The following is a 12870-nucleotide window of genomic DNA, read 5'->3' on the forward strand; positions in this document are numbered from 1 at the left end:
GCTTATCTAAGCCAGGTTGCCTCAACATATCTGCCGCCCCTGAACGACCAAGCCTTGATGCCTTCTGGTTTTTCGGACTTGCCAACGATAACGGCTATTGGGTGCGGCAGATCCTGCGTGTAACGCGCAGCAAATCTGGAGAAACTTCCTATGTCTGCCGGAGAAATCACCGGAACAGATTGGGGATGCGTATGCCAATAGCCCACCAGACGTAACCCTTGTTCGTTGGCAGCTTGGATCTCCTGACGGCACCGCTCCGCATCCAACTCTAACCAAGACCAGCCTGACCGATCGGCGCGATGAGGCAACGTGGCCAAGGCCAGCAGCAATCCTTTCGGATTAACCGGGTTGACGAATAACTGTCCCCCTCGCTCCACGCCAAAAAGGCCCTGCCGATGACTATCCAAGATGTTCGCGACAGCTTGCGACACCAATAGCTCGGAATCCACCTCCGCCCATCTCCAGCGCCAAGCGATATCCGTCATACCATTTCATCCTTAGGTTCCGGCCATCCGCGCTCGAGTAGGAGTTGCTGCGCCCCCTCTGGCAGTTTGGGCCCATGGTATTGGCCTCCTAGGCTCTGCACATCTTCAGGTCTGTAAATACTGCTGACCCAGGCCGCACTGTCGATGTTGCCGGTCAATGCGCGTAAAGCCGTGTGTGACACCATTGAAGCGATATTGGTCATTCCCAGTGATCCGCCTGGAATGAAGCTCTCCCCACACGCGGGGAGTGAAACAACACCTCCACCCGGCCAGTCCGTGAATTTATGCAGGAAATCGCCGATGTCTGTAAACAAATGACGGCCATCAAAGGTACCGGCTGGTGCGAATAGCGCATGGCCTACCTGGGTGTACGGTTCGCTCCAGGCTTGTAACAGTCCCCAAGTAACGCCGCTGGATTTTGCTCGCCATACAGTGACTTCCGACTGCCAGTCTGCTGTTGTGATCACCACCAGATCTGCGTTATCGAATACTTCTGGTTTGCTGCTCATCACTACTTCGGCGAAAGTCGAATAAGCGGTGCATTCTGTAGTCGGAAGATCTAACAGAATCTTGTCCCTCAACGCTGAGGCTTTCAGCCTCCCTAGGCTATCCGCTCCCAGAACGTGCCTACCCAGATTGGCTGACACCAGAGTGTCAGGATCGATGAGGGTAAGGTGGCCGACACCGGAGCGTGCCAATTGTATTGCCACCGCACTGCCTAACGAGCCAACGCCAACACAAACGACCCGAGCATTTTCAAGGTGCTTTGCAGTGCCGCTTATATCGCGGGACAGAATGGACGCACGATCAAGCACGTCTAGGGCAGTTGCGCGGACAAGTGCCGGAGGATGTGCATTTGCGATGGCTGGCCGGCGGCGCGCTGTGCGCAAGCCAAACTTTGCCCCCCGCTCTTGCTGTACGCCAAGCGAGCGCACATTGAGGCAATAAGTTGGAGCATCCGTCCCCCCAGGAAGCTCCAGGACAATCCATCGACTCGCCAACGTTCCATGCAGCTCAAACCATGCCAGTAATTGCTCGGCATCGTCTGGTTGAAGGTGTGGCGTGAGCCACAGCAATAAATCTTCTGGATCCGGGGTGCGGATATCCGGATAAGTCTGAAGCTTGACGTAAAAACCGGGAGTTTCGGCCGCGCGAATGACAGCGGAACGTCCGACAACCCGTCGGTAATGCGCTTTGAGTGCAGCTATGTTCGATGCTAGCCAAACCGTTTCCTGACCGGATGGCACAGCCCGGCGCGGATCGCTGAGAGCAAACAACTGCGAGGCAGCCTGAGGTCGATCCAAAAGTAAAAGGTTTTGGTACGACTGTCCGTGCTGAAAAGACCAGTAGGTAGTGATCTCATTCTGAAATTCGATATCGCGCGTTGCCTGACTTGATCCCATCTTGGACAACGAAACGATCTGGGCCAAGCGAGCAAGGCTGTCCTCTACCACGACCTCCGGAGAGCCCATAATGGGGCGTTCCTGAAAGCCATGAAGGCAAAGCCCCGACTTAGTGGCATGCGGCCAAACCAGCCATGGAGAAGGTTCGACGTTCAGCCGCAAGAGCCCACGGGGAAAGTTGGAGGGGAAACCAATACGCAGTCGCCGCTCCTGCCCCGTGTAATCGATGGGCAAGGGGAAGTGAAAGCACGCCGCTTCGTCAGCCCGCATGGGTGCGGGCTGAAGCAATGCATCGGCTGCATCCTGACCTAGGGTATTTCGCAGTGCTGCGATTCCGCGCTGCAATGGCGTCTTAAGAGGATCAGCCAAGGCGTCCAACTGGCTTTACGCTCGACTGAGAGGTTCCGCCACCGCTGGCCCCTCCGAAGAGCGAACCCATCGAAGCAGAGTTTCGAGTAGTGCCATCCGGTCGACCGGGCATCGTCCAATTCGCAGGGATCTCATTGTTCACTGCCGTAATGAATGCCGGTGCAATACCGAAATTCTTTTTCACTGCCTCGGCAAAGGAATCGTTGGATTCAAAACTTTCCAAACCCAATGACAGAGATGCACTGGCGTCCGCATGCCACTTGGTAAATGCTTGGCGATAGCCTTGCCCCTCGCCCGGTCGATTCCACTTCTCTGCAAAGTTTTCGCCGTTATCGGCAGGGTTGCAGACAAAGCAATCGCTACCTCTTTGCGCGATGTGCTGCGGCATTCTGCGAACGATTTCCAGAATTGCATCGAGCGGTGCCAGAGGCTTCGACTGCGACTCCTTCACGACATCCAGGTACGCGTGAGTGGCCAGGGTGGTGATAACTGCAGATATGGGCCGAGTATCAGCGCTCCTTGTTTTGATGGCCCATTCATCGCGATGCCGCTTGAGCAGCTTTATGGTCGCACGCAGGGGATCTTGATCGATGTAGTCCTGATAATGCGGCAAAGGATCTTGTGTCGCGGCATCAAGCATTCGCTGGCTTTTGGCAATCACCAAGCTTTCCAAGGAGATTTCCTGGGCGGAAGCGACCTGCAACCAATTCGAGTAAGGAATAGGGCTGCTTGCTTTCCACCCTGTGACCCGATCCGGAACCTCCAGCTTTCCCTCGCCGTTTGCTTCGCCATTTCCGTTGATCGCGCGGGCAGGTGTGACATCGATGTGAAAACCTGGATTTTCATCGGCATAAACGATCCGAATACCACGACGTAGTTGCTTAACTTCTTCCTGAACGCGGGAGCCTTCTCTAAAACGCTGTTCAATCGCCTCTAGAACTTCCTTCGCACCAGCGCCTTGAGCGTGAGGGAGCCAGATAATCGCGTCCGCATCAATGGTGTCCAGATCCGCAGGCGCGCCGGGAATTGGCTTGATGGTGGTTTTCAGCCGCATTGAGCCCTGAACGAAGATATGGGCCTCAGCGAGCAGCGGGTTGTCGGAAGCCGAGAGGATTTTTTCCAGTTGGGAGTAGCGGTCATTGATTTTTTCGTACTGCGCTTCCGACAGCGAGATTTCCCGTGCGGCGCGCAGCAGAAAATATTCCCAACTGCTGCGCTTAGTCTGTTCGTTGCTCAATAGCATTTACCTAGCCTCCTGGGCCACCGAGCCCAATTGCAGTGTTTGCGTAAACCGATCTTGGTTTTCTTTGTCCCGATCGAAGATCAGGTACGTATGTTGATGCTGCGTTGTGAGCAACGCGCCAAACTCGATGGCCAATGCCGCAGGAATAGCGGCGAAGACGTGGATAGGGTCAGGAGTCAGAGCTTCAAGCTGGCTCAGTCGTATTTGAAGTGCGTCACGAAAGGCATGAATCACCCGGCGGTTTTGTACCATCGCATAGCTTGGTTCTGGGATCGACAGCTCTGCAATACGTGCACCGGGCAGAGCATCGGTCACGTCGCGAACTGGAACTTGCGCAGAAATGGAGAGCACCAGCGCCAGTGGCCCGTCGCCGTCGGGGGGAGGTGTAAACAAAAAAGCGGGCGGCTCAGCGGACTGATCAGGCCAGCGCAAAAGATGCTCGCGGTGAAAGGAGAAGATCAAGCGCTTGGAACGGTCGCCGATACTCTGGCCCAACATCATCAAAGCCGGGATGTCGGCCAAGCCGACTACTGCCAGCGCGGGCGAGTCGCCATAGGTGCCGCCGCGACGCTTGAGTTGCTGCTCTAGCTCATACTGGACGCTGTCTTTGACGTTCTGCCAATAGGTAGTGTCCCTGCCACGTGGTCCGGGCGCAGCGAAGGCGATTTTGATGCCTTGATCGAAGGCGGTTAATCCCTCGGCGGACATCGCAGTCAACAGATCGCGAACGGGGATATCGTTGATCGTCTGAAAATGCTGACTCTGGACGATGAGAGGAATGGCTCTGCCACCATCGGGGGTCGTTGCGGCGAGTCGGATGCGTTCAAGGTACGCTTGGTGCAAACCGCTCAGATCATTTTCAGGGTAGCCATCTGCGTCACGATCAATTTTGTCATGACAGCCTGGGCACAGGAGCATCAGGTTAGCAGTATCGTTAGTGTGCGCCTCAGCATCATGATCCGTGCGTCCCCGAGGCCCCTTGGGACTGGCGGGTAGGATATGCGCCACTTCGCCCCATTTCATTGGCTTGCCGGCACGATAATCGAACGTTAGATCTGTGCCGCACAGTTCACAATGACCAGCGGTCTGTGTCCATACGATCCGCTTCGTCTCATCATTCGTGTTAAAGCGCCCGCTCGCGGGCTTAGCGTCTTCTTTTTCTGCCATTTCGACCGCCCCCCGAAAAACATCCATGATTGAAAACGATGATGGCAATATAAGGTCATATTAGGGTCATTTGTCCCGATTTCAAGAGAGATCTGAGAGTGACGAATGCTGAGTCGCCTTTGAGCAGGATGCTTTTTTGGCTCATCGAAACGCAGTGGTGGCGGCGTTCGTTTTCTGGCAAGTGCTGTTGGGTAATGGCACTGACCACAGCGTATGTATCGAAATTAGCGAATTTATGCAAAAGACATAAACTTGCTAATTTCGATACATACCGCGCGTAGGACTGATGAAAACGGCTATGCAGCTCAAGCGAGGCTGCAAGCGCAGCCCCTTTCGTATGCATTTTTACGCGTCAGTGCTTGCCAGGCTCAACGGACAAGTGTCGACGACGCATGAGGTGATAGGCCGCCGGGATCACAAACAGCGATAGCAAGGGTGCCGTAACCATACCGCCAATCATCGGGGCGGCAATGCGGCTCATAACCTCGCTACCGGTACCGCTTCCCAAAAGTATAGGTAACAAACCAGCGATAACCACTGCCACGGTCATAGCCTTAGGTCGAACGCGCTGGACAGCGCCTTCACGAATCGCGGCCATCAACCCGCGTTCTGTGTTGTCAACGAGGTCTTGACGCTCGGTCCATGCATTTTTCAGGTAGAGCAGCATGATCACGCCAAATTCGGCAGAAACACCGGCCAAGGCGATAAAGCCGACCCCGGTGGCAACCGACAGGTTGAATCCCAACAGATAGAGAAACCATGCCCCACCAGTCAGTGCGAATGGCAGAGTGGCCATGATCAGCAAGGCCTCATCAAATCGAGAAAACGTTAGGTAGAGCAGCACGAATATGATCAACAGCGTGGCAGGCACCACCAGTTTGAGTCGTGCGTTGGCCCTTTCGAGAAATTCGAACTGTCCTGAGTAGCTCAGGCTCATACCGGGCTGCAACTTAACCTGCTCGCTGACGATCCGTCGAAGATCGGCGACTACTGAGGCAATGTCCCGGCCACGCACGTCGATATACACCCAGCCTGAAGGTCGTGCGTTCTCACTCTTGAGCATAGGCGGACCATCGCTGACCTTGATCTTCGCCACAGTGCCAAGGGTGATCTGACTACCCAAAGGTGTGTAGATCGGCAACTGCTCCAGGGCACCGAGTGAGTCACGCCACTCGCGAGGGTAACGGACGTTGATCGGGAAACGAGCCAGCCCTTCAATCGTCTCCCCGACGTTTTCACCGCCTATTGCGCCGGCCACGATCGACTGCACATCGGCAATATTTAACCCATAGCGGGCCGCAGCGTTACGATCTATATCCACGTCAATATAGCGGCCACCGGTCAGTCGTTCGGCCAACGCTGAACTGACACCTGGCACGTCCTTGGCTACACGTTCGACGGCTTGGGTTACGGCATCGATCTCCGTCAGGTTGGTACCGGCAACTTTCACACCAATCGGGCTTTTGATACCGGTAGCCAGCATGTCAATGCGGTTACGAATCGGCGGTATCCAGATGTTGGTCAAGCCTGGGACACGCACCACTCGGTCCAGCTCCTCCACGAGTTTTTCCTGGGTCATGCCTGGCCGCCATTGCTCGTGCGGCTTGAATTGGATGGTGGTTTCGAACATTTCCAAAGGTGCGGGGTCAGTCGCGGTTTCAGCGCGGCCGGCTTTTCCGAATACGTGTTCGACCTCTGGAACTGTCTTTATCAGACGGTCAGTCTGTTGAAGCAGTTGCGCGGCCTTCTGAGCCGATAATCCCGGCAGAGCTGATGGCATATAGAGCAGGTCCCCTTCGTCCAGCGGGGGAAGAAACTCACCACCCAGACGAGAGATCGGCCACAACGCGCTGACAAAGACCAGCAACGCAACCAGCAGTGTTACTTTGGGTCGACGTAATACGGCGTCCAGAGCGGGCTCGTAGATCCGGATCAGCCAGCGATTTAGCGGATTCTGTTGCTCATTGGGAATTCGTCCACGAATCCAATACCCCATCAGCACCGGTACGAGAGTTACCGACAGTCCAGCCGCTGCGGCCATAGCGTAGGTTTTGGTGAACGCCAATGGACCGAATAGACGTCCTTCCTGAGCCTCCAGCGTGAACACCGGAATGAACGACAGGGTGATGATCAGCAGACAGAAGAACAATGCAGGTCCTACCTCGGCAGCCGCTTCGGTCATCACGTGCCAGTGATGCTCACCCTTGAGTTCCTCCCCTGGGTGGGCCATGTGCCAGGCCTCTACCTTCTTGTGGGCATTCTCGATCATCACCACTGCGGCGTCGACCATGGCGCCGATAGCGATGGCGATCCCGCCCAAGGACATGATGTTGGCATTGATGCCTTGGTAGCGCATGACGATGAAAGCAATCAACACCCCCACTGGAAGGGAGATAATTGCTACCAGGGATGAGCGCAGGTGCCAGAGAAAGATCCCGCAGACCAACGCGACGACGATGAACTCTTCGATCAGCTTGTGGCTGAGGTTTTCCACGGCACGATCAATCAACTTGCTGCGGTCGTAGGTGGTGACGATTTCTACCCCGGCCGGCAAACTGCTTTTCAGCTCGTCGAGTTTGGTTTTGACCGCCGCAATGGTTTCACGAGCATTCTTACCGCTGCGCAGAATCACCACGCCGCCGACAGTCTCACCTTCGCCATCCAGTTCGGTGATGCCTCGACGCATCTCAGGCCCCAACTGAATCGTGGCAACATCGCCCAGGGTGACCGGCACACCGCCGGTGCCCAGTTTGAGTGGGATAGCGCGAAAGTCATTGAGCGTCTTCAGGTAGCCGGAAGCTCGTACGATGAACTCTGTCTCCGCCATTTCCAGCACGGCCCCACCGGTTTCCTGATTGGCCTTGCCGATCGCCTCGGTCACCTCAGACTGCGTGATACCCAAGTTCGCCAACTTAAGCGGATCGAGTTGGACCTGGTACTGTTTGACCATGCCACCCACGGTGGCCACTTCCGCAACGTTCGGCAGTGTCTTGAGCTCGAACTTGAGAAACCAATCCTGTAGGGCTCGCAGTTGCGCCAGATCGTGCCCACCACTGCGATCAACCAGCGCGTACTGAAAAATCCAGCCAACCCCTGTGGCATCAGGTCCTAAGGCGGGCTTGGCACTGGCCGGAAGGCGACTCTGTATCTGGCTCAGGTATTCCAACACCCGCGAGCGGGCCCAGTACAAGTCAGTTCCGTCTTCGAACAGCACGTAAACGAAGCTGTCGCCAAAGAAGGAATAACCGCGCACAGTCTTGGCCCCAGGCACTGAGAGCATGGTGGTTGCCAATGGATAGGTCACCTGGTTCTCGACGATCTGTGGGGCTTGGCCTGGATAAGGTGTACGGATAATTACCTGAACATCCGACAGGTCTGGCAATGCATCGATGGGCGTACTTTGAACCGCCCAGATACCCCATGCCGTGACGAACAGCGTCGCCAGCAACACAAGAAAGCGGTTGGCCACCGACCAGCGAATAAGGGCCGCAATCATGGCTGGCTCCCAGAGCGTTCCAGACGCTCAACGCGCAGACCATCATCCGTCTGGCTGACAGCAATCCGAACCTTGTCGCCCGTTTTTAGGCCCTTCATCAGAGCTGGAGTGGCGAGAGGGAAAGTCATCGTCATGCCTGGCATACCCAATGTCTTGAAGGGACCGTGGGCGAGCGTGACTTCTTTGTCGTTGATCTCAACGATCTGACCATCGGCCTCATGCAAAGCTCCGACGGTTACAGTAGATGGCGAAACGTCCAATGAGCTTGCGACAACGCCCTTGAGACTGGCCTCCGAGTCGAGCAGGAACTGGCCAGAGGTCACCACTTTCTGCCCCTCTTCCAAGCCTTTCAATATAGCCGTCTTGCCATCGTTATCCTGTCCTAACTGCACCTCCACCGGGCGATATCGACCAGCGTCTTCAGAGAGCATCACCAACGCACGTCGACCGGTACGAATGACGGCCTCGCTCGGCACCCACAAAACACTTTGCTCCGTCGAACGGTTGAGGCTTACCTGTGCGGTCAAACCTGGTCTAAGTCGACCATCCGGATTGGGTAACTCGACTCGAACGCGAAGTGTGCGACTGTCCGAACTGGTTTCCGGAAGAATCGCACTTACGACGCCCTTGAGCACAACTCCAGGGAACGCGGACAAACGCGCTTCGGCTGCTTGCCCTATGACGATTGACCCAGCTTCCGACTCTGGTACAGCCACGGCCAGCCAGACACTGCTCAAACCATTAACACGAGCCAGCGTCTCGCCTGCGGCCACCGTCATACCTTCACGCACACTCAGTTCTTGAAGCACACCACCAATAGGGGTGGTCAGAGTCAGGTTCGGCTGAACCTTGCCACTGCGCTCAACTTGAGCAATTAACGAAGTTGGCATTCCGGTTAGCCGCAATCGCTGCCGGGCCGCTGTAAGCAAGCCAGCATCGCCACTACGCTTGAGGGCGAGAAATTCCTCCTGAGCAGCTGCCCAATCCGGAACCAACATATCTGCCAAGGCGGCATTCGCTTTCAGCACATCACCAGGTGCATGGGCATACACGCGCTCGACAAAACCCGCCGTACGGGCCTGAATGACTGCAACGTCCCGTTCGTTGAAGGCCAGCACACCTACCACGTTCAGTGTCGAGGCAAATAAGCCTCGACTGACACTTGCCAATCGCATACCAAGGTTCTGAGTCAGGCTTGGATCAATTCGAATGGCAGCGCTGTCCCCCTTGGTATCTGCGTATTGAGGGATCATCTGCATGTCCATGAAGGGTGACTTACCCGGTTTATCGAATTTCTGTTGTGGGTACATTGGGTCATACCAATACAGAACTTTTCGATCAGCAGAGGCTTTGGGTTCCTGATCCTGCACAACACCAGCTACTCCGCTCATTCGCGGTTGAGCTAACCAGTAACCACCGGCAACACCCAAGGCAATCGAGATGCCGACGACTAAAGTCCCTTTCCATACTTTAAAAATCATTGAGCGGACTCCCCGTAGGAGAAATACAGGCGAGCGCTGGTAAGAGCACGTTGCTCTTCAACGTCAATCTGCTTGAGACGGGCTTCGATGAGTTCGCGTCGGGCGGCCACAACCGATTTCAAATCACCCTTGCCGGAGCGGTAGCTGGCCATGGTGAGTTCGACCTTTTCTTTAGCCAGCGGCAACAAGCTTTCCTGATTACGGTTGACTGAACGATTGAGGCGCTCGTAGTCGGCCAGTTCATCCTCTAGTTGCTGGGTATGCTCGCGTGACAGGGCTTCGCGCTCAGCCTCAAGCTGGTTTAGTTCGGCGTGCTTGGCCGCAATCTTGGGGTTTTGCCGAGAGTCAGGAAACAGCGGGAGATCCCATGAAAACTGCACGCTGACCATATCACCGAACTGTTGGCCGCGATGCTGATAGTCGAATTCCCAGCTCCAGTCAGATTGCTTTTCCGCCTTAGCTTCACGAATCTTGGCTTGTGCTTCTCGGGTCATCGGCACAAAAGCAGCTAGTTCGGGGTGATGTTGCAGCTTATGGGAGTAACCAGAGGTTTCGATGGGCCAATCAGGCAAGCTGCCCACCGGTTTGTCATTGGCGGCAGGGCCAATCCAGCGCTTGAGGGCAGCCCGGGCCTGCGCACGTTGGCGAACTAAATCATCCTGCAGCTCGGCCAGTTGAGCAGCTTCCTGTTTAGGTGTGACCGCATCGGCGGGTTGAGCGCGGCCACCCGCAATCTGTGACCGGACGGTATCGCTTAGAAGACGGTTTTCTTTATAGAAGTCCTGGAACATCACATCTTTACGCTCAACCGAGTAGCTACTGATCCAGGCCAGTGCCGTGGACTGTCGGACGTTCAGACGCGCCACTCGACGCTCGGCGGACGCTCTATCAACAGCCGCATCCGCGACCTCGATACGTGCTTTGCGCTTGTCGCTGTTAGGCATCTCCTGCCTGATCCCGACCACTTGCATGGTCATGAAGTCCTGGTCGATGCTCCATCTGTCCGGACCACCAATGGGGTAGTTCTGGACGCCCAGCAGTAGCTTGGGATCTGGTAGTTCGCCAGCGGGAATGGCCGCGCTGGTGGCTGCTTGAATTTTGGCGTCTTGTGCGGTCAACGACGGTGCATTGTTTTCGGCCAGCCGCAAAGCTTCATCGAGTGTCAATACGCCAGCGAGGCACGGCAATGCCAGTACGCTTGCCGCCAGGCCGGCCACAAGGGACCAACCTGTGCAATAGCACTTGAAGTTCATGTTCACGATTCCTGTGATGATCCACCGCGCGCTTCATAAGACATGCGCGCAGATATGCCATCCCGCTAAAGCGGAATGAGGCTCAGTGTGGTACAGGAATCAAGTACGGGGCGGTCGCCATACCCCTGAAGGGGTTTGTACGAGTGGGAAATGGCTGGAGAAGGGCAGAACGAGAGGACTGGACAAGGTGATAGGAGGCTTGATGATCGAGACTTGCAGCATACCGCCAGTTTTGCATTCCTGGCCCGGCTTACAGGGTTTTCCATGCTCGGTGGGACTTTTCATGTCGTGGCAGCAGTCTTGCCCCATACCATCCATCATCGCCATGCCCATGGTTTTCATCGGGCATGGTTCAGTCGATGCCTGAACACCCGCCATCCCGCTGAGGGGAAGCGCCAAGCTAATCAGGAAAATTAGGCAAAACCGCAGGTAGCGTTTCATGAGCTGGAGTGTAGACGGTGCAAATGGCCCTTACAATTCACCCTTGAGACTCCTTTGTCGGCTATCACCAACCGCTATGCGGCGCTCATTTCCATTACTGGGCTTAAAGTACCTAACCATGCTATGAGACAAATAATGATGACTGCCATTGAAAATTCGAGCTTCATGCTACGGCGCAAGGCATTGACCGCGACAGCATAGTCTCCATTTCGAACAGAACGTTCCAAGAGCGGGCTTAGGTGAAAACGGTTGAGCGTCGCTAATACGATCATCCCGGCAAAGAGCAGGACCTTCAAAAATAGCAACTCGCCATAAGTGCTGAGCATCACCTCATCGAGATTTGGCCCAACGATAAATAGGTAGTTCGCCACTCCCGTAATGCTGATGATCACTACAATCACCGCGCCGGCCGATTCAAACCCTGTCAGTACCCGAGCAAGAATTCGTGCTTCTCGCTCACCTTTCAGTGATTTCAAACGCAGCAGCAGGGCAAATGCCGCTAGCGCACCCAACCAACCGCCTGCGGCCAAAAGATGGAAGATGTCGCTAATAAAGTGCCAGTAGCGACGGCTTCCCTCGTCCATTGCTCCGTGCCCCGTCCATGCCAGCGTCGCTAGCGCAATCGCGCCACAGACAGTGACAATCCAAAGACTCAGTGTTGGAAAGCGCTTGTTCAGGGAAACGCCAATAATTGCCGTCACCAACGCCCCTATTCGGACCATCCAGGTCAAACCGACGTCAGTCCCCATGAGAACCATTTGAAAAATATGGTGATGTAGCTCCATAAAGCCCGATACGCCACTCATTGCTTTCGCAAGCAACAGCATGGCTGCAAGGGACAGAGCTACACCTACAACAGATGTACCGTAAAGAAGCGACTCAAAATTCAAAACCGCTCCCGATACTCTTTCTTTACCCCTCAGGCTATAAAGACCGAAAATTGCCAGTCCAAATAAGAGCATAAGATCGAAATAAAGGGCAAAGCGAACAGCGATATTTATTGAGTCGCTCATGAATCATTTCACTTTGAAGGAAAAGTTACCGGTAATCGGGTGAGTGTCCGAGGAGACGGCACGCCATTCGACTTTATAAGTACCCGTGGTCAATGGCGATGCGGGCGTGATAACCATCGTCTTCGGATCACTGCCACCTGCAACGCCGGCTTTTACGCCCATAGGAGAGTTCGGCATGCCAGGCATATCGGTCATGATCAGTTTGGCACCAGAGAACTGAGTCGTTAGATTCTCAGAAAAGTGCAGTTCAATTTTAGAAGGAGCCGCCGCATCCGACCCTTCAGCGGGAGTAGAAGAAACCAGCTTTGGATGCGCCTGAGCAACTGCACTCAGAAGCAAACCCGCAGTCAGCGCAACAGCTACGGTGGTAGTTTTAAGGAATGACATGCAAGACTCCTCACAGCAAGAGCTGTTGGTTCTAGGTTTTTTAGGGAATATCTAGTTTTTACTTTTTGACGCTTGTTAAAGCCACTGGCGAATACCTAGCAGATTCCGTGTCCTAGGGCGGGCTGGACAGGA

Annotated in this window: 10 protein-coding genes; all 10 read right to left on the bottom strand. The window is 55.1% G+C overall.

What is annotated here, in order from left to right; genetic code table 11:
* Positions 1-2: 2 nt before the first annotated feature.
* Positions 3-485, bottom strand: a complete 483-nt coding sequence (locus AC07W0_RS15525; protein WP_057005871.1) for a Mov34/MPN/PAD-1 family protein — start codon at positions 483-485, stop codon at positions 3-5.
* On the bottom strand, positions 482-2266 hold the full coding sequence (locus tag AC07W0_RS15530) for a ThiF family adenylyltransferase (protein ID WP_057005870.1): 1785 nt from the start codon (positions 2264-2266) through the stop codon (positions 482-484). The genes AC07W0_RS15525 and AC07W0_RS15530 overlap by 4 nt, the downstream gene beginning before the upstream one ends.
* Positions 2250-3500 (bottom strand): nucleotidyltransferase domain-containing protein, encoded by a 1251-nt coding sequence (locus tag AC07W0_RS15535; protein WP_102617661.1) that lies wholly within the window; start codon positions 3498-3500, stop codon positions 2250-2252. Before AC07W0_RS15535 ends, AC07W0_RS15530 begins: the two co-directional genes overlap by 17 nt.
* Positions 3501-4667, bottom strand: coding sequence for an SAVED domain-containing protein (locus AC07W0_RS15540; RefSeq protein WP_102617660.1), 1167 nt, complete (start codon positions 4665-4667; stop codon positions 3501-3503).
* A gap of 352 nt (positions 4668-5019) precedes the next feature.
* Complete coding sequence (locus tag AC07W0_RS15545; RefSeq protein ID WP_010565115.1) at positions 5020-8163, bottom strand: efflux RND transporter permease subunit; 3144 nt, start codon at positions 8161-8163, stop codon at positions 5020-5022.
* Positions 8160-9644 (bottom strand): efflux RND transporter periplasmic adaptor subunit, encoded by a 1485-nt coding sequence (locus AC07W0_RS15550; protein WP_010565114.1) that lies wholly within the window; start codon positions 9642-9644, stop codon positions 8160-8162. The genes AC07W0_RS15545 and AC07W0_RS15550 overlap by 4 nt, the downstream gene beginning before the upstream one ends.
* Positions 9641-10897, bottom strand: a complete 1257-nt coding sequence (locus tag AC07W0_RS15555) for a TolC family protein (protein WP_010565113.1) — start codon at positions 10895-10897, stop codon at positions 9641-9643. The genes AC07W0_RS15550 and AC07W0_RS15555 overlap by 4 nt, the downstream gene beginning before the upstream one ends.
* A 99-nt stretch (positions 10898-10996) precedes the next feature.
* Positions 10997-11338 (bottom strand): hypothetical protein, encoded by a 342-nt coding sequence (locus AC07W0_RS15560; protein WP_080752870.1) that lies wholly within the window; start codon positions 11336-11338, stop codon positions 10997-10999.
* Positions 11339-11412: 74 nt separating this feature from the next.
* The gene (gene copD, locus AC07W0_RS15565) at positions 11413-12351 is read right to left on the bottom strand and encodes a copper homeostasis membrane protein CopD (protein WP_010565112.1); all 939 of its coding nucleotides are present in this window, start codon (positions 12349-12351) and stop codon (positions 11413-11415) included.
* A gap of 3 nt (positions 12352-12354) precedes the next feature.
* Positions 12355-12738, bottom strand: coding sequence for a copper homeostasis periplasmic binding protein CopC (copC, locus tag AC07W0_RS15570; protein ID WP_010565111.1), 384 nt, complete (start codon positions 12736-12738; stop codon positions 12355-12357).
* Between the last annotated feature and the right edge of the window lie 132 nt (positions 12739-12870).

This window comes from Pseudomonas sp. GW704-F2, from assembly GCF_059423025.1.

Excerpts from the sequence above, each read along its gene's own strand:
- AC07W0_RS15550 (WP_010565114.1), bottom strand. The coding sequence starts at position 9,644 with ATGATTTTTAAAGTATGGAAAGGGACTTTAGTCGTCGGCATCTCGATT.
- AC07W0_RS15540 (WP_102617660.1), bottom strand. The coding sequence starts at position 4,667 with ATGGCAGAAAAAGAAGACGCTAAGCCCGCGAGCGGGCGCTTTAACACG.
- AC07W0_RS15555 (WP_010565113.1), bottom strand. The coding sequence starts at position 10,897 with ATGAACTTCAAGTGCTATTGCACAGGTTGGTCCCTTGTGGCCGGCCTG.
- AC07W0_RS15535 (WP_102617661.1), bottom strand. The coding sequence starts at position 3,500 with ATGCTATTGAGCAACGAACAGACTAAGCGCAGCAGTTGGGAATATTTT.
- AC07W0_RS15545 (WP_010565115.1), bottom strand. The coding sequence starts at position 8,163 with ATGATTGCGGCCCTTATTCGCTGGTCGGTGGCCAACCGCTTTCTTGTG.
- copC (WP_010565111.1), bottom strand. The coding sequence starts at position 12,738 with ATGTCATTCCTTAAAACTACCACCGTAGCTGTTGCGCTGACTGCGGGT.
- AC07W0_RS15560 (WP_080752870.1), bottom strand. The coding sequence starts at position 11,338 with ATGAAACGCTACCTGCGGTTTTGCCTAATTTTCCTGATTAGCTTGGCG.
- AC07W0_RS15525 (WP_057005871.1), bottom strand. The coding sequence starts at position 485 with ATGACGGATATCGCTTGGCGCTGGAGATGGGCGGAGGTGGATTCCGAG.
- copD (WP_010565112.1), bottom strand. The coding sequence starts at position 12,351 with ATGAGCGACTCAATAAATATCGCTGTTCGCTTTGCCCTTTATTTCGAT.